The sequence below is a fragment of the Bradyrhizobium sp. NDS-1 genome, assembly GCF_032918005.1.
In the GTDB taxonomy this organism is placed as follows: Bacteria; Pseudomonadota; Alphaproteobacteria; order Rhizobiales; family Xanthobacteraceae; genus Bradyrhizobium; species Bradyrhizobium tunisiense.
Window position 1 is genome coordinate 1,831,245 of record NZ_CP136628.1, and the last position, 21,520, is coordinate 1,852,764.

24 protein-coding genes are annotated in these 21,520 nt (G+C 64.6%); 9 read left to right on the plus strand and 15 right to left on the minus strand.

Features of this window, described 5'->3' with window-relative positions; translation table 11 throughout:
- Position 1 precedes the first annotated feature (1 nt).
- The 3 genes from RX330_RS08660 to RX330_RS08670 form a co-directional block, all read right to left on the minus strand.
- On the minus strand, positions 2-1,012 hold the full coding sequence (locus RX330_RS08660) for a branched-chain amino acid ABC transporter permease (RefSeq protein ID WP_317242729.1): 1,011 nt from the start codon (positions 1,010-1,012) through the stop codon (positions 2-4).
- Positions 1,013-1,237: 225 nt separating this feature from the next.
- The gene (locus RX330_RS08665) at positions 1,238-2,065 is read right to left on the minus strand and encodes a helix-turn-helix transcriptional regulator (RefSeq protein WP_212092031.1); all 828 of its coding nucleotides are present in this window, start codon (positions 2,063-2,065) and stop codon (positions 1,238-1,240) included.
- 121 nt (positions 2,066-2,186) lie between these two features.
- The gene (locus tag RX330_RS08670) at positions 2,187-3,437 is read right to left on the minus strand and encodes an ABC transporter substrate-binding protein (protein ID WP_212092033.1); all 1,251 of its coding nucleotides are present in this window, start codon (positions 3,435-3,437) and stop codon (positions 2,187-2,189) included.
- A 254-nt stretch (positions 3,438-3,691) separates the two neighbouring features.
- Here RX330_RS08670 and RX330_RS08675 point away from each other — a divergent pair, with 254 nt between their 5' ends.
- Entirely contained in the window at positions 3,692-4,549 is an 858-nt protein-coding gene (locus RX330_RS08675; protein WP_212092035.1) for an SDR family oxidoreductase, read from the plus strand.
- A 71-nt stretch (positions 4,550-4,620) separates the two neighbouring features.
- On the opposite strand, the gene RX330_RS08680 is transcribed toward RX330_RS08675, so the two are convergent.
- On the minus strand, positions 4,621-5,136 hold the full coding sequence (locus RX330_RS08680; RefSeq protein ID WP_212092037.1) for a ferritin-like domain-containing protein: 516 nt from the start codon (positions 5,134-5,136) through the stop codon (positions 4,621-4,623).
- Between the two features lie 86 nt (positions 5,137-5,222).
- Here RX330_RS08680 and RX330_RS08685 point away from each other — a divergent pair, with 86 nt between their 5' ends.
- The 5 genes from RX330_RS08685 to msrA all read left to right on the plus strand — a co-directional run bounded on the left by RX330_RS08685 (position 5,223) and on the right by msrA (position 9,571).
- Positions 5,223-5,417: a hypothetical protein gene (locus tag RX330_RS08685; protein WP_212092039.1), complete on the plus strand. Its 195-nt coding sequence runs from the start codon at positions 5,223-5,225 to the stop codon at positions 5,415-5,417.
- A 127-nt stretch (positions 5,418-5,544) separates the two neighbouring features.
- A complete protein-coding gene (locus tag RX330_RS08690) occupies positions 5,545-5,727 on the plus strand; it encodes a hypothetical protein (protein ID WP_317244059.1) in 183 nt (60 codons plus the stop codon).
- Between the two features lie 235 nt (positions 5,728-5,962).
- Positions 5,963-8,284, plus strand: coding sequence for a molybdopterin guanine dinucleotide-containing S/N-oxide reductase (locus RX330_RS08695; RefSeq protein ID WP_317242730.1), 2,322 nt, complete (start codon positions 5,963-5,965; stop codon positions 8,282-8,284).
- A 19-nt stretch (positions 8,285-8,303) separates the two neighbouring features.
- The gene (locus RX330_RS08700) at positions 8,304-8,726 is read left to right on the plus strand and encodes an OsmC family protein (protein WP_212092043.1); all 423 of its coding nucleotides are present in this window, start codon (positions 8,304-8,306) and stop codon (positions 8,724-8,726) included.
- A 329-nt stretch (positions 8,727-9,055) separates the two neighbouring features.
- Positions 9,056-9,571, plus strand: coding sequence for a peptide-methionine (S)-S-oxide reductase MsrA (gene msrA / locus RX330_RS08705; RefSeq protein WP_317242731.1), 516 nt, complete (start codon positions 9,056-9,058; stop codon positions 9,569-9,571).
- A 77-nt stretch (positions 9,572-9,648) separates the two neighbouring features.
- Here the strand turns inward: msrA and RX330_RS08710 are convergent, their stop codons facing one another.
- From RX330_RS08710 to RX330_RS08720, 3 genes are all read right to left on the minus strand, one after another.
- Positions 9,649-10,779: an MFS transporter gene (locus tag RX330_RS08710; RefSeq protein WP_317242732.1), complete on the minus strand. Its 1,131-nt coding sequence runs from the start codon at positions 10,777-10,779 to the stop codon at positions 9,649-9,651.
- Between the two features lie 164 nt (positions 10,780-10,943).
- Positions 10,944-11,762, minus strand: coding sequence for a quinoprotein dehydrogenase-associated SoxYZ-like carrier (locus RX330_RS08715; protein WP_317242733.1), 819 nt, complete (start codon positions 11,760-11,762; stop codon positions 10,944-10,946).
- 97 nt (positions 11,763-11,859) lie between these two features.
- A complete protein-coding gene (locus RX330_RS08720; protein ID WP_317242734.1) occupies positions 11,860-12,786 on the minus strand; it encodes a quinoprotein relay system zinc metallohydrolase 2 in 927 nt (308 codons plus the stop codon).
- Positions 12,787-12,913: 127 nt separating this feature from the next.
- Between RX330_RS08720 and RX330_RS08725 the strand changes: the two genes are divergently transcribed.
- Complete coding sequence (locus tag RX330_RS08725; protein WP_212092053.1) at positions 12,914-13,795, plus strand: substrate-binding domain-containing protein; 882 nt, start codon at positions 12,914-12,916, stop codon at positions 13,793-13,795.
- A 10-nt stretch (positions 13,796-13,805) separates the two neighbouring features.
- Positions 13,806-14,363: a PQQ-dependent catabolism-associated CXXCW motif protein gene (locus tag RX330_RS08730; RefSeq protein ID WP_317242735.1), complete on the plus strand. Its 558-nt coding sequence runs from the start codon at positions 13,806-13,808 to the stop codon at positions 14,361-14,363.
- Positions 14,364-14,417: 54 nt separating this feature from the next.
- Here the strand turns inward: RX330_RS08730 and RX330_RS08735 are convergent, their stop codons facing one another.
- From RX330_RS08735 to RX330_RS08760, 6 genes are all read right to left on the minus strand, one after another.
- Positions 14,418-14,720, minus strand: a complete 303-nt coding sequence (locus tag RX330_RS08735; RefSeq protein ID WP_317242736.1) for a copper-binding protein — start codon at positions 14,718-14,720, stop codon at positions 14,418-14,420.
- A 148-nt stretch (positions 14,721-14,868) separates the two neighbouring features.
- Complete coding sequence (locus RX330_RS08740) at positions 14,869-15,477, minus strand: hypothetical protein (RefSeq protein WP_317242737.1); 609 nt, start codon at positions 15,475-15,477, stop codon at positions 14,869-14,871.
- On the minus strand, positions 15,474-16,322 hold the full coding sequence (locus tag RX330_RS08745) for an ABC transporter permease (protein WP_212092060.1): 849 nt from the start codon (positions 16,320-16,322) through the stop codon (positions 15,474-15,476). Before RX330_RS08745 ends, RX330_RS08740 begins: the two co-directional genes overlap by 4 nt.
- Positions 16,319-17,125: an ABC transporter ATP-binding protein gene (locus RX330_RS08750; protein WP_317242738.1), complete on the minus strand. Its 807-nt coding sequence runs from the start codon at positions 17,123-17,125 to the stop codon at positions 16,319-16,321. The genes RX330_RS08745 and RX330_RS08750 overlap by 4 nt, the downstream gene beginning before the upstream one ends.
- On the minus strand, positions 17,122-18,090 hold the full coding sequence (locus RX330_RS08755) for a YVTN family beta-propeller repeat protein (protein WP_212092137.1): 969 nt from the start codon (positions 18,088-18,090) through the stop codon (positions 17,122-17,124). The genes RX330_RS08750 and RX330_RS08755 overlap by 4 nt, the downstream gene beginning before the upstream one ends.
- A gap of 8 nt (positions 18,091-18,098) precedes the next feature.
- The gene (locus RX330_RS08760; RefSeq protein WP_317242740.1) at positions 18,099-19,280 is read right to left on the minus strand and encodes an ABC transporter substrate-binding protein; all 1,182 of its coding nucleotides are present in this window, start codon (positions 19,278-19,280) and stop codon (positions 18,099-18,101) included.
- 59 nt (positions 19,281-19,339) lie between these two features.
- On the opposite strand from RX330_RS08760, the gene RX330_RS08765 reads away from it, so the two are divergent.
- Positions 19,340-19,912, plus strand: a complete 573-nt coding sequence (locus tag RX330_RS08765) for a DUF3280 domain-containing protein (protein ID WP_212092067.1) — start codon at positions 19,340-19,342, stop codon at positions 19,910-19,912.
- Positions 19,913-19,916: 4 nt separating this feature from the next.
- Here the strand turns inward: RX330_RS08765 and fghA are convergent, their stop codons facing one another.
- Both fghA and RX330_RS08775 read right to left on the minus strand, forming a co-directional pair.
- Positions 19,917-20,762, minus strand: coding sequence for an S-formylglutathione hydrolase (gene fghA / locus RX330_RS08770; protein ID WP_317242741.1), 846 nt, complete (start codon positions 20,760-20,762; stop codon positions 19,917-19,919).
- Positions 20,763-20,831: 69 nt separating this feature from the next.
- Entirely contained in the window at positions 20,832-21,452 is a 621-nt protein-coding gene (locus tag RX330_RS08775) for a response regulator transcription factor (RefSeq protein WP_014493646.1), read from the minus strand.
- Between the last annotated feature and the right edge of the window lie 68 nt (positions 21,453-21,520).

Here is a 21,520-nt window from a genome sequence, read left to right on the forward strand (position 1 = left end):
GTCAGCGCCTCGCCAACAGGCCTTGCGGCCGGATCGCCAGCACCAGCACCATGATCAGGAAGGTCACGACGATGGCGTAGGTCGGGATGTAGACAGAGCCGAGCTGCTCGGCGAGGCCGATGATGAGCGCCCCGAGCGCCGCGCCGGGGATCGAGCCCATGCCGCCCACGATCACGACGACGAGCGAGGCCAACAGGAATCGAATGTCCTCACCCGGCGATAACGACTGGAAGGTGCCGCCGACGACGCCGGCCATGCCCGCAAGTCCCGCGCCGAACGCGAACACGGCCACGAAGACGAGCTGGATACGCACACCGGTCGCGGCGAGGATATCGCGGTCGTCGACACCGGCGCGGATGATCATGCCGATGCGGGTGCGGTTGAGCGCAAGCCACATCGCCACGCCGATGATCACGGATGCTACGAAGATCACCAGCCGCACCATGGGATATCTGAGATAGACCGGCTCGCCAGAGGATTTGATTGCCGTGACCAGCGGCAGCTCCACGGGGCCGATCAGCCAGTTCGGTGTCTGGATCTGGTAGAAATCGCCGCCGCAGGCCCACAGCATGAGATCGGCGAACACGATTGAAAGCCCGATCGTCACCATGGTCTGCCTGAGATCCTGCCCTTCTATCCGGCGGAACACGATCACTTGGAGCAGGATGCCCACCATGGCGGTTAGGATGAAGGCGACGATGAAGCTGAGCACCCAGGAGCCGGTCGCCGTACTGACGGCGTAGCCGACATAGCCGCCGAACAGATAGAGCGAGCCGTGCGCGAGGTTGACGTTGCGCATCAATCCGAAGATCAGCGTGAAGCCGCTGGCGACGAGGAAGTAGAGCCCTCCAAGCGTGATGCCGTTGAAGACGGCGTTGAGGAAGACGCGCTTGCGGCCGACGGCTTCTTCGAGACCCGGCGGCCAGACCGCGAAGATCAGCCAGAGCGCGCCGGCAACGGCAATAATCAAAATCAGTGCCCAGGCCGGATGGCGTTCGACAAAGCGGCTCATGCTCTCGCCCCGCACACGGGGATAGGTCGCGAAGGCGCGGGCACAGCCCAACCGTCTCCCCGCAGGCGCGGAGAGGAGGGATGCAAGCCGCTGCCGGCTGCGAGCCCTGCCATGGACGAACGTCCTCCCTGGACCAGCGACCCTCTTTCGGGATCGCGTTGCCCGCATCCTAGCGAGGCTGCGCGAGTGACGTTTGATCGTGAGTATCTTTTCGTGGCCCGCCGCTCAGGCGCGCAAAATCTTGGCTGCGCGGCGATAATCGGTCGGGGCCATCCCGACATTGGCGGCGAAGAAGCGGGTGAAGCCGCTCTGCGAGGAGAAGCCGAGATCGAAGCCGATGTCCGCGATCGGCGTCTCGCTCGCCACCAGGGCGTCGAGCGCCTGTTCCATGATCAACGTGTTGAGATAGAGATTTGGGGTGACGCCGGTTTGTGTGCGGAACAGACGGTAGAAGTGCGGCCGGGACAGGCCGGATTCGCGCGCGATCGTATCGAGCTCGATTTCGGCACCGGGGCTTTCCGACATCATCTTGATGCATTTGCGCACGCGGAAATCGGTGACGGACCCGCTTGCGCGCGGATCGCGGGCGATCTCGGCCTGCTGCCAGCTTTCGTCGTAGCAGATGTCGATCAACCTCCGCAGCTCGGAATCCAGACTGGAGAGCGATGGTGCGCCGCACACGAGCGCGGCGGTTCGCCTGATGTGCTTGTCGAGTGCCGGCGTGCGCTTGAACTGGGTGCGGCCGAAACGCAGCCGGTGGGTCCCCGAAGCATCGGGTGCGAACCATTCGGCGTTGACGTAGAGCACGAAGAAGATCGCGCCTCCCTCCAGATCGGCGGGCAGGAAATTGTGCGGCTCCCAGGGATTGACCGCGACGACGGACGACTCGGTGAGATCGTGGTGCCCGTCGGACACGTCGATGCATGCGGGCATGCCGCCGACATGGAAGATCAGATGACCTTCGCGATGGGCGTGGATATTGAAAGGGCGGTTCAACTGATAAACCGTCGCCCGACCGAACCGGCCGTGGAAGACGGCGAGCGCACGGCTCATGCCTTCCCCTCCCGAATGTTCTTGTCTTTTCGGTCAGCGTTCAACAACGCCGACAAGTTTGCAAGAGCGGAGAGCGACCGCGTCAGCAAGTCGCTCCCCGGTTCCGTCCAGGCGTGATGCGTCAGTACTTCTTACATTCCGGCACGGTGCGGCTCGGCAGCCCGATCTTCGAGAATACGGCCGGATCATAGCCCAGCGTCTGGTTCACGTTCGGGATCACCTTCACGACCTTGCTGAACAGCGCGCCCTTGCCGTCGTCGACGACTTCGGTGACGAAGTTGGTGCCGATCGCCTGGCGGTTGGAGTCGAGCTTGATCTTGCCGTTCGGCGCATCGATCTCGATCTTCGCCAGCGCCTCCTTGAACTTCGCCTGGTTGTTGGAAAGATCGCCATTGACCTGACGCAGTGCGAGGATCAGCGCCATGGTCGAGTCATAGTAGTTGGTCGCGAGCAGCGACGGGCTCGGGAAGCGCTTGTTGGGCGGGAAGGCGTCCTGATAGGCCTTCACGAATTTCTGCCAGCCCGGATCTTCCCAGGTGTCGGCTTGGCCGCTCGCCGCGATGGTGCCGATGAGAGCGTTCTTGGCGTTGCCCTTGGACGACAGGATCGTCTGGTCGATCATGATGGAGCCGCCCATCAGATGCGCCTTGCCGCCGGCCTGCTGGTACTGGTTGAGGAAGTTGACGGCGTCGGCGCCGCCGAGGCCGAGATAGATCGCATCGACATCGTCGGGCAGTGCGGCGATGACCGAAGCGAAATCCTTGGTGCCGAGCGGCACCCATTGCCGGTTGGTGACCTGTCCGCCGGCGCCGCAGAATTCGAGCACGAGGCCGAACACCTGGGTGTAGATGAAGGAATAGTCCTCGCCGACGGTTGCGATCTTGCGATACTTCTTCTCCTCATAGGCGTATTTGCCGAGGCCCACCTGCCATTGTGCGCCGTCCATGTTGTAGCGGAAGAAGTTCGGGGCAGGATCGACATAGGTGGTTTCCTGCGCGCCGGAGGCCGCATTGATGAAAGTCAGCTCCGGATGGGTCTTCGCGAAGTTCTTGACCGCGATACCCTCGTCGCCGGACAGCGGCGAGAGCAGGATTTGGACCTTGTCCTGCTCGATCAGCTTGCGCACGGCGCGCACCGCCGAGTCCGGCGTCGCGTCGGTCGAGGCGACGATGAATTCGAGCTCCTTGTCGCCGATTTTCTTGCCCAGCACGTTGAGCGCGGTCTGGTGGCCGCGCATGCCGTCCTCGCCGAGCACCGTGTAGGTGCCTTCGAGGGTCGCGGTCACGCCCACCTTGATTTTTTCCTGGGCGATCGCTGCGCCCGAAAGAAACAGGCTGCTCAGCGCGAGCAGTCCCACACTGCATTTCGACATTGTGCTCCTCCCTGTGACGTCGATTTATGGCCGTGCCGAACTGGCGCGGCGCCGCGTGACTCTCGAAGGCCCGCGGCTTTGAAGAGAAGCTAGCCGAAGTCGCACGCGGTGCATGCGCGGGCGCCTGCCTTGGTTTGACGGGCAGTCTCATTTTGGATGTTGCGGCGCAAATGGTTCCGCGGTGCAGCAGCGCGGGTCGCAGGAACGCTTCCGGTGGGGCTCCGTTAGCGGAGCACATCCGCTGGAGCCACTTCATGACCGACTATCCGAAGCCACCCTATCCGTCGCAGCAGCAACCGATGCCCGGTTCGACGCGTGCGATGAAGCCACGCCCCGATCATGGCGAGGAGAGCTACAAGGGCTCGGGACGACTGGCCGGAAAGAAGGCGCTCATCACCGGGGGCGACAGCGGCATCGGCCGCGCGGTCGCGATCGCCTACGCGCGTGAAGGCGCCGACATCGTCATCTCCTACTTGAACGAGGACGAGGATGCGGCCGAGGTCAAGGCGCTGGTGGAGCGGGAGGGACGCAAGGCGATCCTCATGCCCGGTGACATCGGCAATCCCGAGCACTGCCGCGCCATCGTACGCCACACCGTCGAGGAACTCGGCGGCATCGATATCCTCGTCAACAATGCGGCCCATCAGGCCACGTTCGGGGATATCGGAGACATCAGCGACGAGGAGTGGCAGCTCACGTTCGAGACCAACATCCACGCCATGTTCTATCTGACCAAAGCGGCCGTGCCTCACATGCGGCCGGGCGCTGCGATCATCAACACGGCCTCGGTGAACTCGGACATGCCGAACCCAACTCTCCTGGCTTACGCCACGACCAAGGGCGCCATCCAGAATTTTACGGGCGGGCTGGCGCAAATGCTGGCGGAGAAGGGCATTCGGGTCAACGCCGTTGCGCCGGGACCGATCTGGACGCCGCTGATTCCATCGACCATGTCGGAGGAACGGGTCAAGAACTTCGGCAAGCAGGTCCCGATGCAGCGGGCCGGCCAGCCGGCCGAGCTCGCGACCGCCTACGTCATGTTGGCCGATCCGCTCTCGAGTTACACCTCAGGGGCGACGTTGGCCGTCACCGGTGGGAAGCCGTTCATCTGACCGTTTCTTAGCTCATAGAATCGTGGCGGCACCGGGAGGCCGGGCCGCCACGTCGCAATGGCAGATCCTTATCAGGCGGCGTTGGAAGCCTTGGCGTTGACGCCCTTGCGAAGCGCCACCGTGTTGAGCTTGGTATTGGCCGCCTTCTCTTCGTTCAGGTTCGTCGTGAGGAAACGCACGATGTCGTCGTGGCCGAGTTGTTCCGCCCAGGCGATCAGCGTGCCGTAGCGGCACATCTCGTAGTGCTCCACGGCTTGCGCATTGGCGACGATCGCCGCGTCGAGAACGGCCTTGTCCTCGATCTCACTCGCGGTCGCGTCGGCTTCCTCGATCAGGCCGTCGATGGCCGGACACTGCGTGCCGCTGGGCTCCTTGCCGAGCTTGGCGAACACTTTGTCGAGTCGTTCGACCTGCTTGTTGGTCTCGTCTAGATGAGCTTTCAGTCCGGCCGCGAGGTCCCTGTTGGTCGCCTTGTCGATCATCTTGGGCAGCGCCTTCAGGATCTGCTGCTCCGCGTAATAGATGTCCTGCAGCCCGTGCAGCAGCAGGTCTTCCATCGATTTGATGTCCTTGGTGAAGAATCCCATAAAAGACGCTCCTTTTCACAATGATGACACTGGAACGCCGGACGCCCGCAGCTGTTCCATTCCCGTGTGCTGACCAGGAGAGCCGAATGAGCGATGGAGTTGATCATCTCGCGGGCCTGCTCGGACGCGCCGCGATGGACGTATGGGGCGACATGCCTCGCGACATCCAGGAAGCGCTGTTCGAGGCCGCCATGAAGGGACGCGCGAGCGAGCGTGAGGAGCTCGCGCGGCTGCTGCACGAGCGGCATCCGCGCACGCTTCATCCGGCGCGGCCGGGATGAGGTCCAGAAGCGGAACGATCATGCGTGCTCATGATTGGTAAACCGGGTGGCGCGTCGCCGAATGGTTCGCATGAGACCGCGGCAGGCGCCCCGCTCGGCTGTTGAGCAAATCTGCGAGTCGATCGCCGTGACTGAGATGAACATCGGAAAATGGTACGACCCGATCTCGGAGCGGTGGATCGAGCCTCGTGAAACGCGCGCCATCGCCGGTTATGATCAGTCCAGCGCCGAGAAAGCGCCGGAGAGTCACGAGCGGGGCGAGGCGCAGCGGATCTGGCAGCTGTTGGTTGATTGCTGCGTGGGTGAGTGATGCCGAATTCCGGCGGTCCTCGGCCGGAGAGCACCTGCCGGCACGCACGGTCATAGTGTGATCACGAAGTTCGCGAGGGCGATGACGAACCCGGTGCGGCCGCCGCGCCGGGCTCGGCTTGCATCGCGCGGGGCAGCCCAGCGTTTCCGTCAAGGCTGATCTCGACGACGTCCGGCACGGATCGGTATAATTACCCCACCCGATTGCAAGCCGGACCCGGAACAAGGATCAGATGATGGACGATACGATTGGTTTCCCCGACCCCGGTCTCGATCTGTCGGACGGCTTCAAGCCGCACACCTCGCATTGGGGCGTGTTCTCCGCGCGTCAGGGCGCGGCCGGCCTCGAGGTCAGGGCCTATGCGGGCGATCCCGATCCGAACGGCATCATCGACAATTTCCCCGGTGCACTCCGCCATCAGGCGCGCATCGCCCAGCCGGCGATCCGCCGCGGCTGGCTCGAGCGCGGGCCGGGCCCCGACAATCGCCGCGGCCGCGACGAGTTCGTTTCGGTGAGCTGGGAGAAGGCGCTCGATCTCCTCGGCGACGAGCTCTGTCGCATCCGCGACACGCGCGGCCCCGGCGCGGTGTTCGGCGGCTCCTATGGCTGGTCGAGCGCCGGCCGCTTTCATCATGCCCAGAGCCAGGTGCATCGCTTCCTCAACATCGCGATGGGCGGCTATGTCCGCTCGGTGAACTCCTACTCCTCGGGCGCGTCCTCGGTGCTGCTGCCGCAAATTTTGGCAGGCTATGAGGACATCACGAAGCGCAACGTCACCTGGGAGCAGATCGCCGAAGACACCGACATCGTGCTGGCCTTCGGCGGCATGGCGCTGAAGAACTCGATGGTGGCCGGCGGCTCGATCAGCAAGCATGTCGAGCGCGGCGCCATGGCCGCAGCCCGCAAGCGCGGCTGCGAGTTCGTCCTGGTCAGCCCGCTCCGCGATGATCTGCCGGTCGAAGCTGGTGCGGAATGGATGAGCTGCGTGCCCGGCACCGATACCGCGCTGATGCTCGGCCTCGTCCACACGCTGGTCAGCGAAGGTCTGCACGACCAGGACTTCCTCGATCGCTACACCGAGGGCTGGCCGGTCTTCCTGCGCTATCTCATGGGCGAAAGCGATGGCCAGCCCAAGCACGCCGAATGGGCCTCCGCGATCTCAGGCGTCGCGGCCGACACGATCCGGAAGCTGGCGCGCCGCGCCTCCGGCAAGCGTGCGCTGATCACCGTCTCACATTCGCTGCAGCGCGCCGAGCATGGCGAGCAGCCGGTGTGGATGGGCATGGTGCTGGCGGCAGCGCTCGGCCAGATCGGCCTTCCCGGTGGCGGTTACGCTTATTCGCTCGGTGCGATCGGCTATTACGGCCGCCGCGTCAACGACGTGCCGGGGCCGACGCTCGGGCAGGGCCGCAACGGCGTTGCCGATTTCATTCCGGTCGCGCGGATCGCCGACATGCTGCTCAATCCCGGTACCACCTATCGTTATAACGGCGAGACGCGGACCTATCCGGACATCCGCCTGGTCTATTGGGCCGGCGGCAATCCCTTCCACCATCACCAGGACATCAACCGCCTGCGTAAGGCTTTTGCGCAACTCGACACCTTCGTCGTGCACGAGCTCGCCTGGACCGCCACCGCGCGCCACGCCGACATCGTGCTGCCCGCGACGATGACGCTCGAACGTGAGGACATCGGCTATTCCACCAATGATCCCTTGATGGTCGCGATGCACAAGGTCGCCGAGCCGTTTGGCCTTGCGCGCGACGACTACGACATCTTCGCCGATCTCGCCGATCGTCTCGGCGCGCGCGAACCCTTCACCGAGGGACGCACGTCGCGGCAATGGCTGGAGCATCTCTACGAGCCGACCCGCGCCTCGCTTGCGAAGCGTGGGCTCGAAGCGCCAACCTTCGACGAATTCTGGGCGCGCGGCAGCCTGGTCGTGCCGCAACAGCCCGATGACGGCGGCCGGCTGCGCCGTTTTCGCGAAGACCCGGTCAATCACGCCCTGCCGACGCCGAGCGGGCGCATCGAGATCTTTTCGCAGAAGATCGCCGGCCATGGCGATGCAGATTGTCCCGGTCATCCGGTCTGGCTCGACAAGACCGACATGCCCAAGCCCGGGGCGCCGTGCTTCCTTGTCGCCAATCAGCCGGTGACGCGCCTGCACAGCCAGCTCGATTTCGGCGGCCATTCGCTTGCCGCCAAACATCGTGGCCGCGAGGTCGCGCGGATGAACCCGGTTGATGCGGACGCACGTGGCATTGGGGATGGCGACATCATCCGCCTGTTCAACGAGCGCGGCGCCTGCCTTGCCGCGGTCCACGTCACCGACGGCATCGCGCCCGGCGTGGTGCAGCTGCCGACCGGGGCCTGGTACGATCCGATGGATCCCGAGGACGAGGCGCCGCTCTGCGTTCACGGCAATCCCAACGTGCTCACCCGCGACGTCGGGACCTCGTCCCTGGCGCAGGGCTGCACCGGTCAGCTGACGGCGGTCGAGGTCGAGAAGTTCACCGGCAATCTGCCGCCGATCCGCGCATTCGATCCGGTTTAGGCAAGCAAGGAGAACTGAGATGATCCGCAAGGCAACAGCAGTCTGGAAGGGCACTGGTCGCGATGGCACGGGCCACCTGTCGAGCGAATCCGGCGTGCTTGCCGGGACGCCTTATTCCTTCAAGACCCGCTTCGAGAACGAGAAGGGCACCAATCCCGAAGAGTTGATCGCCGCGGCCCATGCCGGCTGTTTCACCATGGCGCTAGCCTTCGGCCTGCAGATGGCGGGTTTCACACCGGACGAGCTCTCGACCGAAGCCGCCGTCACGCTCGAGCCTGAAGGCAAGGGTTTCAAGATCAGCAAATCCGCGCTGACCCTGCGGGCGAAAGTGCCGAATCTCGACGATGCCGGCTTCGCCCGGATCGCCGGCGAGGCCGAGAAGAACTGCCCGGTGTCCAAGGTGCTCAACGCCGCCATCACGCTCGACGCCAAGCTGGTCTAGGCGCGATGAGATGAGGATTGATTGCTGCGACGACGGCGGTGCAGCACTCCTCTCCCGCCTGCGGGAGAGGGTGCTTCCACAATGGGATAGCCCCCTAGAGGAGAAAGCCCTCACCCGCGCCTTCGGCGCGACCTCTCCCGCAAGCGGGAGAGGTCGCACCGAGCCCGGGGCAATCGATTCGACCTAAAGCCATCGCGCGCTGGGGCGAGCGTTTGCTCCGCGCCATTCGATCCAGGCGACCGGATGGGCGTCGAGGCGCGGCTTTCGGCCGGGCGGCCGAAAGCCTATATGATGGACAAGCTGTTGAGCGATCATTGGGAGCACATCACATGACGACGGAACGCGCAGTTTTGGCCGGCGGCTGCTTCTGGGGCATGCAGGATCTGATCCGCAAGCAGCCGGGCGTGATCTCCACCCGCGTCGGTTACACCGGCGGGCACGTCAAGAACGCCACCTACCGCAATCACGAAGGCCATGCCGAAGCGATCGAGATCGTGTTCGATCCGGCCAGGACCAGCTTCCGGACCATGCTGGAGTTCTTCTTCCAGATCCATGATCCGACCACGCTCAACCGTCAGGGTAACGATATCGGCACGAGCTATCGGTCGGCCATCTTCTACACCAGCGAGGAGCAGAAGCGGATTGCCGAAGACACCATTGCCGACGTCGAGGCATCCGGCCTGTGGCCCGGCAAGGTGGTGACCGAGGTCGCGCCCGTGCGCGAGTTCTGGGAAGCCGAGCCCGAGCATCAGGACTATCTCGAACGTTATCCTGATGGTTACACCTGCCACTTCATCCGGCCCGGCTGGAAGCTGCCGCGCCGAGCGGCCGCGATGGGCGGCTAACGCCGAATGGCCAAGGGTTGAAACGCTAGCCTCATCCTGAGGGGCTTGCGCAAGCGGGCGAAGGACGAGGCGCGCGCTCACCTTGCGACGATGCGCGCCGACAGCGTGACGAGACCCATCAATGCAGCCAGCAACCAGAACGCCAGCGGCAATCCGCCAAGATGTGCGACGAAGCCGACGCCCGCGGGGCCGATCAGGATCCCGGCATAGCCCGCGGTCGTGATCGCGGCGACCGCAAGCCCCGTCGGCATGACGGTCTGCCGCGCCGCCCGCCGAAACAGCACCGGCACGAGGTTCGACGCCCCGAGCCCGATCAGCAGGAATCCGGCGATGGCGACTGCCGCGACGGGCGCCGTGAGCAGGACCACGAAACCGGCGATCGCGATGAGACTGCCCCAGAGCAATGTCGCGCGGTCCCCGATGCGCGCAACGACGGCGTCGCCGCCGAGCCGGCCCACGGTCATCGCGATCGAGAACACGATGTAGCCGGCTCCGCCTTGAGCCTCGGTGACGAGCCCTGCGCCGATGACGAGCAGTGCGCCCCAATCGAGCATCGCGCCCTCGACCAGGAACGTGATTGCGCCGAGCAGCGCAAGCAGCAGCACCGATCCGTGCGGCATTACGAACAGCGGGCCCTCCTGCACCTGCACGGAACGGAGCAGGCGCGGCCAGGTCACGATCATTGCGATCAGCATCAGGACGGAGCATATCAGCGTGCAGGCCAGTGTGCCGAACTGCAGCGAGAGCAGCGCCGTCACCAGCGCGGATCCGGCGAACCCCCCGATGCTGAACAACGCGTGGAAGCCGGACATCAGCGGGCGTCCCGCGGCGCGCTCCACCTCCACGGCGTGGATGTTCATGGCGACGTCGATCGAGCCGAGCGCCGCGCCAAATGCGAAAAGCGCCAGCGCCAGCGTTGCGGGCGAGCTCGCGACCGCGAGCAGGGGCAGGACCAGCGCCAGGCCCAAGCCGCCCGCAATGATGATCGGCCTGCTGCCGTGTCGCGCGCTCATGATTCCAGTCAGCAGCATCGCAACGACCGAGCCGATGCCGAGGCTGAGCAGGAGCAGTCCGAGGACGCCGTCGTCGACGCCGAGCCGCGTCTTTGCGAACGGCACCAGCGGTGCCCAGCATGAGATGCCGAAGCCGGCAACGAGGAAGGCAAGCCGGGTCGCAAGTCGCGTCGAAGGCCGGTCGGCAGAAGACATGGGGATTCCGGGGGAGGAAGCAGGGCAGGACGGCCGACAAGCCGGAGAAATGCCGCAGCTTTATGTCCGAGCCATTCCCGAATTGCGCAGCCGCCCACAGCAAGCCGCAACACCATGATCGCCCGTTCGCGTCTCGTGCGCCCCGGATTGAGAGGAGGAACGCCTCACGTCCCCGGCTTTTCCACGTCCCACTCATTGCGGAACACGTGGCCGTCCGTGTCCCTGGCTTCCGCGCGGAAACGCCTGGCGCCGTTGGAGACGTAGGTGAAGCGCAGATTGGGATCTTCCGAGATCGAGATGCCACCTTCCATCGACAGCACAGGGCTGTCGTCCTGCGTCAGCTTCAGCTGGTTGACGAAGAACGCGGGAATGTAGAGCTGCGTGACCTGGTCCATCTGCAGGCCGGAATTGTTGGGATGGCCGATCATGATCTGCGCTTCGCGGATACGGCTCGCCGGCGCCTCCTCGCGCGCGAATTGCCGGTAACGCATCTGGCCCAGCCGGCTGTTGGCTTCTTCTGCGTTCTTTCCAGCTGGCGCAGAGCAGCCGCCCGAGGCCTTCACATAGACCTTCGAGACATAGAGCTGGCCGTCGCTGAGCTCGGCCACCGCATGGACGTCGGTGTAGTTGTTGACGCGCACGCGCGTCGAGATCTCGGTGACATTGGCATCGGGGCCGAGCTCGAACTTCGCCGCCATCGGCGCCGGGTTACGGTCGATCACGAGGGTGATCGAGCGGATGCGGCGGCTGTCTGCGGGCGACAGTTTGCTGCGCAGGGTCACCGGAACGATCGCCGCGTCCTCTGCGCGATACGGCATCTCGATGCCGATGACGGCGCTGCCGTCGTTCATCGGGCGATTATTGAAGATATCCTGGACCAAGCCCGGCCAGGGATCGTCGGCGTCTGCAGCCTGCGCCGGCACGGCAAAGGCGATGCCGAGCAATGCGGCGATCAGGGGCAGGCGACGTGTCCATCTGGTCATGGTCGTGGTCCTCCGAGTCAGCAAAGCTGATCTCGTCCAGAGTCAGCGAAGCTGATCTCCCGCGGAAGCTGATCTCTTGCTCATGATAGCGCGCCTGCTACTCCCATTCAATTTCCGAGAATGCTGCAGTTGCGTTCCGCGCGTTGTAGTCGCCGAACAGCTCCCAGCGCGACCGCTCCTCAGCGGCCGCCTTGTCGGCGGCGGCCCGGATCGGCTCGCCGGTCTTGTTCAGCGTGCGGACGTCGGACAGCAGCGTTGACAGGTAACGCCGCTCATCGGTCAGCGCGGCAGGCCAGTCGCTCACGGGGCCGTGACCCGGCACGACGCGTCGCGCCGGGATGGTCTCCAGCTCCTTCAACGTCTCGAGCCAGCCGCGGATGCTGCCATCCATGACCGGAATGTGGCGGAGAAAGACGAGATCGCCCGCGAACAGGGTCTTGGTCGTTTCGTCGTAGACGGTGACATCGCTGTCGCTGTGCCCGGTCCGCCAGGCGCGCAAGGTCAGTTGGCGCGACCCGAGATCAAGCGTCTTCGTGTCCGAAACCAGCAAGGTGGGAGCAATGATCTTCACGGGATCCATCAACTCGCGACCCATGATGCGACGAAAATTGTCGAGATAGAAGGGCCCGCGCGTCGCGAGCGCCTGCGGCAGCTTGTTGTGGCCGACGAAGCTCGTGCCCGCGGTGGCGAAGGCCGCATTGCCGAAGACATGGTCGGGATGGCCGTGGGTGTTGATGACATAGCGGATCGGCTTGGATGTGCGGGCCCGCACGGCGGCCAGCAGGGCCTCGCCTTCGCGAAGGCTGCCGCCGGTGTCGATGACGGCCACGGCGTCATCGCCCACGACGAAGCCGACATTGGCAATGTCGCCCTCGTTCTCGCGGGTCATCAGGGCAATGGCCCCGGAATGGACGAAGATTCCCGGTGCGACTTCGCTCACAGGCAATTCGGCCGCCCCGGCCCGTGCTAGCGTTGCGATCCCCAGCAGGGACAAGGCTGCGATCACTCGAGCGATGCGGGACACTTTTCTGCCTCAGTTCAAAGGGTTCGCTGCATTGCACTGCAACAAAGCGAAGCCAGCGAAGTCTGGCCCATCATGGCGCGTCATGCGTTGCATGGATAGCATTCAAACAAAACGAGGAGGAAGCACGATGACGGAGGCCGGACGACATCGTCGCTGGTTGTTTTCAATGTGGGTTCTGGTTGCATCCTGTGCGCTCGGCGATGTCGCCGTCGCGCAGACGAACGAGGCCGGCGATCTCTCATTCGAGCTGGTTGATCCCAAGGTGCTGCGCGTCTGTGCCGATCCGCGCAATCTGCCGTTCTCGAACGAGAAGGGCGAGGGGTTCGAGAACAAGCTGGCCGAGCTGCTTGCAGACAAGCTCCAGAAGAAGCTCGACTACGTCTTCTTCCCGCAGGCCACCGGCTTCGTGCGGATGACGCTGGGTGCGCATCGCTGCGACGTCATCATGGGCTTTCCGCAAGGCGATGACGTCGTGCAGGGCACCAACCCCTATTACCGCACGAGCTATGCATTGGTTGCCAAGGCCGGCAGCGGGCTCGAGAGCGTGGCTACGCTCGAGGATCCGAAGCTGAAGGGCAAGCATGTCGGCATCGTCGCGGGAACGCCGCCGGCGACCAACATGGCCATTGCCGGCCTGATGGGCGATGCAAAGCCCTATCCGTTGATGGTCGACACGCGCTACGACAATTCGGCGCAGGTCATGATCGACGACCTCGCCGCCGGCAAGATCGACGCCGGCGTCCTGTGGGGACCCATGGCCGGCTACTATGCGAAGAAGGTCGGCTCGCTTCACGTCACGCCGCTGGTGAAGGAAGCCACGGGTCCGAAGCTGGTCTATCGCATCGGCATGGGCGTGCGGCCCGCCGACCAGAACTGGAAGCGGCAGCTCAACAAGCTGATCCAGGAGAACCAGGCCGAGATCAACAAGATCCTGGTCGACTTCGGCGTACCGTTGCTCGACGAGAGCGATCGGCCGCTCAGTGCGGAGACGGTCAAGAAGACGCCATGAGGCAGACACCATGAGGCGGCCTCTTGCCGCTGCGCTCGTCGCCGCCCTGCTGGCGGCGCCGGTTCTGGCGCAGCAGCAGGAGCCGTTCGAGCCCGAGGGTTATCGGACCGACAATTATCGCGCGCCGGTGCCGGCGACGCTCGCCGGCGCGCGGGTGCTTGCCACGGCGGAAGCCGAAGCGATCTGGCGTGCCGGAAGCGGTGCGTTTATCGACGTGCTGCCGCGTCCGCCGAAGCCGAAGAACCTTCCGGAAGGCACGGTGTGGCGCGATGCGCCGCGCAGGAACATTCCGGACAGCATCTGGCTGCCGGATACCGGCTATGGCACGCTGCCGCCCGCCATGGACGATTATTTCCAGCGCGGCCTCGCGCGCGCCTCGCGCGGCGACAAGTCGGCGCTGCTTGTGATCTACTGCCTCGCCGACTGCTGGATGTCCTGGAACGCCGCCAAGCGCGCGCTGGCCTATGGCTATTCCAACATCGCCTGGTATCCCGACGGCACCGACGGCTGGGAGCGTGCCAAGCTTCCCACCGAAGAGGTGCAGCCGGAGCCGCGGCCGGAGCAGTAGTGATGGGCGCAGATGCCCGCCTCTCCCCGTGAGCGAGGAGAGGCGGAGACAGGACTATTTCTGCTTCTGCAACTTCGTCAGCGTGCCGGTGCCGTTCGCCTCGGTGGCGGTATAGCTCACCCTGTCGCCGGCATGGACGGCGTCCAGCATCGCGGCGTCCTTTGCCTTGAATTCCTGGAGCGCGCCGGCGCTACCTGTGCTGGCGCCGACCGTGCCCTTTTGCGCCTGCTGGATCGAGATCGTGCCGTTGAGCCGGTCGATCCGCATGACCATTCCGGTCATGTCTTCGGCAAAGGCGCTGGTTGCGAGCATCGTGGCGACCGCAGCGCCCGCGAGGATGAATTTCATGGTTCCCATCGAGGCCTCCCGATGTCCTGGATTGGAATGTCTTGGATTGACTTGGACAAGACCTCCCAAGGCGATTTGGTTCCGCCTGCTAGCGCGGCGAAAGGTTAACGATCGTGAACATAGCTCGGGAACTTTGAAGCAGCTCATGCTGCCGACCCTATTCCATTTCCTGCTGGATCACGCGGCCGAGCGCGAACAGGCGCTGGTCGATCGTGGTTGGAACCTCGCAGACGAACCGCACCACCTTGTTGCGGTCCTCGAAAATGCGGGTCTTCCAGATGAGTTCGTTGCCGAGCGCCTCCACCTTGGCATCGTCACGCGGGGTGGCACCCTGAAGCGCCTGGAGCTGAACTGCCTCCTCGCGGATCTTGTCGGCGGCCTCGCGCTGCTTGCGGCTGACGCGCTCCAGCCCGCTCATGACTTGCGAACGCTGGGCATTGAGCGTTTCGAACAGGCCGGCGAACAGCAGCTTGGCATTCGCAGACTTGTCGGCGGAAGAGGCGGCCAAAAAGTCTTTCACCGATTTCTCGGCTTCGTCCATCGACGTCTTGCGCGCTGACAGTTTTGCGACCAGCGCCACGATTTTCGTGTCGTTCTTCCACCTGGTCTCGGCGTCGTCGAGCGCAGGACCAGCCCAGACCGCGGCGAGCGAGATCTCCGGCACCTTGGCCTGCGTGCAGGGCCAGTTGGGGTAGCGCGGATCGGCCGCGCGGGCCGCCGTGCCGGACAGCACGAGCGCCAGAACTGCCATCGCCAGAACCTTCATCCTTCGCCTCCTGCAGGCCCCCGTCGCGCCAGCCCACGCGAGGGATCATAGGCCCAAATCGCGCCGATCATGAAGACGATTGTGCAAGCCGCGACCACCGCGAGCGAGATCCAGTTGATCTGTCCGTACAGCGCAAAACGTATCAGCTCGACTGCGTGGGTGAACGGATTGGCCTCGCAGAGATAGTACAGATAAGGACTGCCCTCCCGCACCCGCCAGAGCGGATAGAGCGCGGAGGAAGCGAAGAACATCGGGAAGATCACGAAGTTCATCACGCCGGCGAAGTTTTCGAGCTGCTTGATGCCGGAGGAGATCAGCATGCCGAGCGAACCCAGCATCAGCCCCGACAGGATCAACGCCGGCAGCACGGTGAGATAGCCCGATGACGGCGGGGTGATGTCCCAGAACCAGGCGATCAGCAGGAACGCATAGACCTGGAGCAACGACACCGCGGTGCCTGCCAGCAGCTTGCAGAACAGCAAGAACCCGCGCGGCAGCGGGCTCACCAGCAGCGTGCGCATGTTGCCCATTTCGCGGTCATAGACCATCGAGAGCGAGGATTGCATGCCGTTGAAGAGCTGGATCATCGCCATCAGACCGGGCGCGATATACACCTCGTAGAGGATATAGGTTTCGTAGGGCGGGATGATGGAGATGCCGAGCACCTGGCGGAAGCCGGCGGCGAAGATGAACAGCCACACCAGCGGCCGCACCAGCGCCGAGACGAAGCGCTCGCGCTGATGCAGGAAGCGCAATCCCTCGCGCCAGACGATGCCGGTGAGGCAGGTCATGTACTCGGCGGCCGAGAAGCCGCGCGGCGCGTCACGCGTGGTGATGCTGCTCATGCGCCGCCTCCCGGCATGGTTTGCGCGCCGGTCAGGCGCATGAAGGCGGTGTTGACGTCCTGCACGCCGGCCTCCGCGATGACGCGGCTCATCGGCCCCCGCGCCAGCACCTTGCCCTGGTGCAGCACCACGAGGTCGTCGCTCGGCATGATCTCGTCGAACAGGTGCGTCGCCCAGAGCACGCCGATGCCTTGTTCGGTCACGAGCTGGCGGACCTGGCTGATGATGTCGGCGCGCGCCTTGACGTCCAGGCCGACGGTCGGCTCGTCGAGCAGCAGCAGCCGGGGCCGGTGCAGCAGCGCGCGGGCGATCTCCAGACGCCGCATCTGCCCGCCCGAGAGATCGCGCACCTTGCTGCCGGCGCGGTCTTCGAGCCCGATGCGGCCGAGCAGCTCGGCGCTGCGCGCGGCCGCCTCGCGCCGGCTGATGCCGTGGAGTGCGGCGTGGTAGAGCAAATTCTGCGTCAACGACAGGTCGAGATCGAGCGTGCGCGGCTGGAACACGACCCCCAGCAGCCGCAGCGCTTCGCCGGGGCTTTTGCCGATGTCATGGCCGAAAATGCCGACGCGGCCGGACTGAATGCCGAACAGGCGCGTGACGAGCGAAAACAACGTGCTCTTGCCGGCACCGTTGAGGCCGAGCAGGGCCGTGAAGCTCGCCGGCTGCACATTGAAAGAGACGTCGATCAACGCGCGGCGTGGCCCATAGGCATGGCTGACACCGTCGATCGACAGTGCCGGCGCCCCGGCCGATTCCAGCCCCGGCGTCTCACGCGGTTCGGCGATGGGGGCAGGGCTGATCATGGCGCGATCGCGACGCCCCAGGGCAGCTCGCCGACCTGAATGGTCTTGATTACCTTTTGCGCGGCGACGTCGATGACGGAAACGTCGTTCGACACGCCGTTGGTGGTGAGCAGGTATTTCTCATCGGGCGTGAACGCCACGTGCCAGACCCGCTGCCCGACCAGGAGATATTTCGTCACCTTGCGCGTGGCGACATCGACCACGGCGATGCGGTTGGCGGGGCCGAGCGCGACGAAGGCGGTCTTGTCGTCCTTGGTCATGCCGATGCCGACCGGCTGGATCGCCTCTTTCCGCAGGCCCGGAATCTCGAACGTGACCTTGCCGATCACCTCGTGCTTCTTCGGGTCGATGATCGAGACGGTGCCGCCGATCTCGGAGGACACCCACACTTCCGAACTGTCGTGCTTGAACTCGGCAAAGCGCGGCCGGGCGTCGACCAGCACGTTGGCGACGATCTGGCGCGAGGCCGTGTCGATGAAATGCGCCATGTTGGTCGTCTCGGACGTGTTGATCAGCGTCTTGCCGTCGGGGCTGATGGTCATGCCCTCGGGCTCGACGCCGACCTGAATGTCACCGAGCCGGGCGCGCTTCTCGAGATCGATCACGGTCACCGTGTTGTCGTTCTCGTTGGCGACATAGAGGATCTTGCCGGCGGCATCCTGGGCGAATAATTCCGGGTCGGGTCCGGAGGGCAGGCTGTCCACGACGCTGTGCGTCTTGGCGTCGATCATCTGGATGGTGTCGTCGTCGCCGACGGCGACCATCACGAACTTGCCGTCGCGCGTGAGATCGATGCCGCGCGGGCGCTGGCCGACCTTGATCGTCTTGGTCACGGTCCAGCTGTTGGTGTCGATCACCGTCACCGTGTTGCTCTTCTCGTTCGAGACATAGGCGATGAACGCATGCGCGGGCGCGGCCGCCAGCGCCAGTCCGGAGAGAAGCCCAACACGCCACATGCGCAACATCCGCGTCCTCATTTCAGCTTGCATTTGCTCTCCGGACGATCGTAGCCGAGCGTGTCGAGCTCGGAGACTTGGTGCAGAAAACCTTCCTGCGGCGAGACTGACACCACCATGCGGCCGTCGACCAGGAGGATCGGCTGACGCAGCTGGAGATTCCAGTCGCGCAAGGTGAGGCGCGTGCCCTTGAAGGCGGCGACCGAGAAGTCCGGGCCCTTGATGAAGTCGGTCACCTTTTTCACGTCGCCGGAACTGGTGCGCGAGGTGGCCTCGCCGATCATGCGCACCGCGGTCCAGGCCTGCATATCGAGCGCGGTCATCCGCCGCGCGTTCAGCTTGACGAAGCGGTTCTGGATCTGGATGGCGCCCCACTGGTCCTGCGCGGCGTCCCAGCTGCGCGGCACGAGCCCGGCCGAGCCCGCGACCGGTCGCGGATCCCAAATGCGATAGGGCAGGTAGGCGCCGAACACCTCGCTCTCGTCGGCGGCGACCAGCACGTCATAGGCGGGCGCCTGCTGCGTGAATACCGGCATCTGGCGCTGGATCAGCGTGACGCCGCTGTCGGTGCGGCGTGCGCCGCCCTTGTCCTCGAAGGTGCGCTCCTGCACGATCTTGGCGCCGAACCGCGTCGCGGTGCGCCTCAGCGCATCGGCGAACAGCTTGTCCTCGTCATGCGAGCCGACCACCAGCAGCCAGCGCGACCACTTCTTCCACACCAGGTATTGCCCGAGTGCATCGGCCAGCATCGCGCGCGTCGGCGCGGTGTGGATCACATTGCCGCGGCAATCGGCCTCGCGCAGCCGCTCGTCGATTGCACCGACGTTGAACAGAAGCGTGCCGCGATCGCGCAGGGCGTCCGAGACCTTTAGCAGAGCATCGGCGGGCAGGTCGGCGATGATGAAGCCGTTCTTCTCCGCGAGCGCGGCCGCGGCCTGGACCGGGTCCTCACCTTCCTTGATGCGCCGTTCTGCCAGCGCAAAGCGTTGGCCCAGAAATTTCCCGGTGGTGTTGTTGTCCTCGATGGCGAGGCGGGCTCCGGCGAGGCCGTCATTCTCCGCGGGCAGATCGACCAGCGATAGCGTCGATCGGGAAGCGGCGAGGCCGAGATAGCCGACGCCGATCAGGGCAGGCTCCGCCGCGAGCGCGCTCGTCGCAGCGAGACCAAAGCCGATCAGACCGGCCAGCCATCGGATCATGTTTCCTCCAAGAGTTCTCCCCCGCTTGACCGCCGGTAGAGAATTGTCTCTGCTAAAGCATGACCGATTTGTCAGGGCATGCAACCCCGCATTTCGTCCCCGCGCGCACGAGGACCGGAATCACGATCATGCGAGCGCTGATAGGTTTCGCGGCTTTGCTGTTGACGGGCTCGGTCGCGCTCGCCGACCCGCCGAAACTCGCGGTGTTCGATTTCGAGCTGATCGACACCAGCCTGCCCGGCGAGTTCTATGGCTCCAGGCCGGAAGAGGCGCGGCTGTTACGCATCAGCGAGCAGCTGCGCAAGGAATTGGCCGATTCCGGCAGGTTCCAGGTGCTCGACATCGCGCCGGTCAGGGACGCGGCCCGTCAGGCCAATTTGCAGGCTTGCGGCGGCTGCGATCTCAAGCTTGCCGGGCAGCTGGGAGCAGACCTGGAGATCACCGGCATGGTACAGAAGGTCTCGAACCTGATCATCAACCTCAACATCTATCTGCGCGACGTGAAGACCGGCAACATGATCGCCGCCGCCAGCGCCGACATGCGCGGCAACACGGATGAAGCCTGGACGCGCACGATGAGCTATCTGATCCGCAACCGGTTGCTGGCCCCGAACTACGGGAGGCGGGAGTAGGGGATCACCCCTTCAATTTCTCCGCATGCCAGTGCAGATGATCGCCCATGAAGGTCGAGATGAAATAATAGCTGTGATCGTAGCCCGCCTGCCGTCGCAGCGTCAGCGGGATGCTCGCCTTGGTGCAGGCGGCTTCGAGCAGCTCCGGCTTGAGCTGTTCTTTCAGGAAGTTGTCGGCTTCGCCGACATCGACCAGGAAGCCGGAAAACTTCGCGCCATCCTCGATCAGCGCCACCGTGTCGTGGCCGCGCCAGGTGTCCTTGTTCGCTCCGAGATAACCGGTCAACGCCTTGATGCCCCAGGGCACCAGCGAGGGCGCCACGATCGGCGCGAAAGCGCTAGCCGCCCGAAAACGGTGCGGGTTGCGCAGCGCCACCGTCAATGCGCCGTGACCGCCCATCGAATGGCCCATCACCGATTGCCGCTTGGCATCGACCGGAAAGTTCTCGGCGACCAGCTTCGGCAGCTCGTCGGTCACATAGCTCCACATGCGATAATTGCGCGCAAACGGCTCCTGCGTCGCATCGACATAGAAGCCGGCACCCAGGCCGAAATCATAGGCATTGTTGGCATCGCCGGGCACGTCGGGCCCGCGCGGTGAGGTGTCGGGCGCGACGAAGATCAGGCCGAGCTCGGCGCAGGCTTTGCGGAATTCGCCCTTCTCGGTGACGTTGGCATGGGTGCAGGTGAGGCCGGAGAGGTACCACACGACGGGCAGCCTGGCGCCCTCGGCATGCGGGGGAACATAGACCGAGAACACCATGTCGGTGCCGGTCGCCTGGCTCGCATGGCGATAGACGCCCTGCACGCCGCCATAGGATTTGTTTGTCGAGACAGTCTGGATCGTCATGCCTTAGAGCTCCTTGGCATCTCACCGCATCAGCATTGCAACGCTTATGTGACCGAATTTATGGCGTCGTCAGGCGACGCCGCTGTCGATCGCCAGCCGCACCAGCTCGACGGAGGTCTTCACCCCGAGCTTCTGGCGCATGATGGACGAGGTGTTGGCCACCGTCTTGTAGGACGATTGCACCAGCCAGGCGATCTCGGACAGGCTCTTGCCGGCGCTGAGCAGCCGCAGGATCTCCATTTCGCGCGCATTCAGCTTCGACAGCGGGCTTTGCGCCAGCGTCGGCCCCGCAAAGGCGATGCTGCGCGCGATCGCGGTCGGAAGGTAGGTGCCGCCGCCGCCGACGGCGCGGATTGCCTCGACGAGGTCGTCGGGATCGCCGGTCTTGGAGACGTAACCCTTGGCGCCGCATTCGATCGCGCGCGCGGCAAAGGCCGGGTCGTCGTTCATGCTGAACATGATGATGCGGGCCTCGGGCGCGCGCTCGAGGATGCGGCGGGCGAGCTCGAATCCGGAGACGGTCGGCAAATTGATGTCGATGATGCAGAGGTCGGGGCGCTCGACGATGAAGACGCACTCGCCGTCCTCGGCGTCGGCGGCCTCCAGAATCTCGATCTCGCCCTCGTCGGCCAGCACGGCGCGACAGCCGGAGGCGACAATGGGATGATCGTCGACGATCAGAATGCGCATAGGCGTTTCCCTGTGACAGCGCCGGCCTGTTGTCGCGCCGCATGATACCGAACATGGCGCCGCGCGGG

Bases quoted from the DNA above. Each gene is read 5' to 3' on its own strand.
- RX330_RS08660 (WP_317242729.1), bottom strand. From the start codon at position 1,012: ATGAGCCGCTTTGTCGAACGCCATCCGGCCTGGGCACTGATTTTGATT.
- RX330_RS08665 (WP_212092031.1), bottom strand. From the start codon at position 2,065: ATGAGCCGTGCGCTCGCCGTCTTCCACGGCCGGTTCGGTCGGGCGACG.
- RX330_RS08670 (WP_212092033.1), bottom strand. From the start codon at position 3,437: ATGTCGAAATGCAGTGTGGGACTGCTCGCGCTGAGCAGCCTGTTTCTT.
- RX330_RS08675 (WP_212092035.1), top strand. From the start codon at position 3,692: ATGACCGACTATCCGAAGCCACCCTATCCGTCGCAGCAGCAACCGATG.
- RX330_RS08680 (WP_212092037.1), bottom strand. From the start codon at position 5,136: ATGGGATTCTTCACCAAGGACATCAAATCGATGGAAGACCTGCTGCTG.
- RX330_RS08685 (WP_212092039.1), top strand. From the start codon at position 5,223: ATGAGCGATGGAGTTGATCATCTCGCGGGCCTGCTCGGACGCGCCGCG.
- RX330_RS08695 (WP_317242730.1), top strand. From the start codon at position 5,963: ATGGACGATACGATTGGTTTCCCCGACCCCGGTCTCGATCTGTCGGAC.
- RX330_RS08700 (WP_212092043.1), top strand. From the start codon at position 8,304: ATGATCCGCAAGGCAACAGCAGTCTGGAAGGGCACTGGTCGCGATGGC.
- msrA (WP_317242731.1), top strand. From the start codon at position 9,056: ATGACGACGGAACGCGCAGTTTTGGCCGGCGGCTGCTTCTGGGGCATG.
- RX330_RS08710 (WP_317242732.1), bottom strand. From the start codon at position 10,779: ATGTCTTCTGCCGACCGGCCTTCGACGCGACTTGCGACCCGGCTTGCC.
- RX330_RS08715 (WP_317242733.1), bottom strand. From the start codon at position 11,762: ATGACCAGATGGACACGTCGCCTGCCCCTGATCGCCGCATTGCTCGGC.
- RX330_RS08725 (WP_212092053.1), top strand. From the start codon at position 12,914: ATGACGGAGGCCGGACGACATCGTCGCTGGTTGTTTTCAATGTGGGTT.
- RX330_RS08730 (WP_317242735.1), top strand. From the start codon at position 13,806: ATGAGGCGGCCTCTTGCCGCTGCGCTCGTCGCCGCCCTGCTGGCGGCG.
- RX330_RS08735 (WP_317242736.1), bottom strand. From the start codon at position 14,720: ATGGGAACCATGAAATTCATCCTCGCGGGCGCTGCGGTCGCCACGATG.
- RX330_RS08740 (WP_317242737.1), bottom strand. From the start codon at position 15,477: ATGAAGGTTCTGGCGATGGCAGTTCTGGCGCTCGTGCTGTCCGGCACG.
- RX330_RS08745 (WP_212092060.1), bottom strand. From the start codon at position 16,322: ATGAGCAGCATCACCACGCGTGACGCGCCGCGCGGCTTCTCGGCCGCC.
- RX330_RS08750 (WP_317242738.1), bottom strand. From the start codon at position 17,125: ATGATCAGCCCTGCCCCCATCGCCGAACCGCGTGAGACGCCGGGGCTG.
- RX330_RS08755 (WP_212092137.1), bottom strand. From the start codon at position 18,090: ATGTTGCGCATGTGGCGTGTTGGGCTTCTCTCCGGACTGGCGCTGGCG.
- RX330_RS08760 (WP_317242740.1), bottom strand. From the start codon at position 19,280: ATGATCCGATGGCTGGCCGGTCTGATCGGCTTTGGTCTCGCTGCGACG.
- RX330_RS08765 (WP_212092067.1), top strand. From the start codon at position 19,340: ATGACCGATTTGTCAGGGCATGCAACCCCGCATTTCGTCCCCGCGCGC.
- fghA (WP_317242741.1), bottom strand. From the start codon at position 20,762: ATGACGATCCAGACTGTCTCGACAAACAAATCCTATGGCGGCGTGCAG.
- RX330_RS08775 (WP_014493646.1), bottom strand. From the start codon at position 21,452: ATGCGCATTCTGATCGTCGACGATCATCCCATTGTCGCCTCCGGCTGT.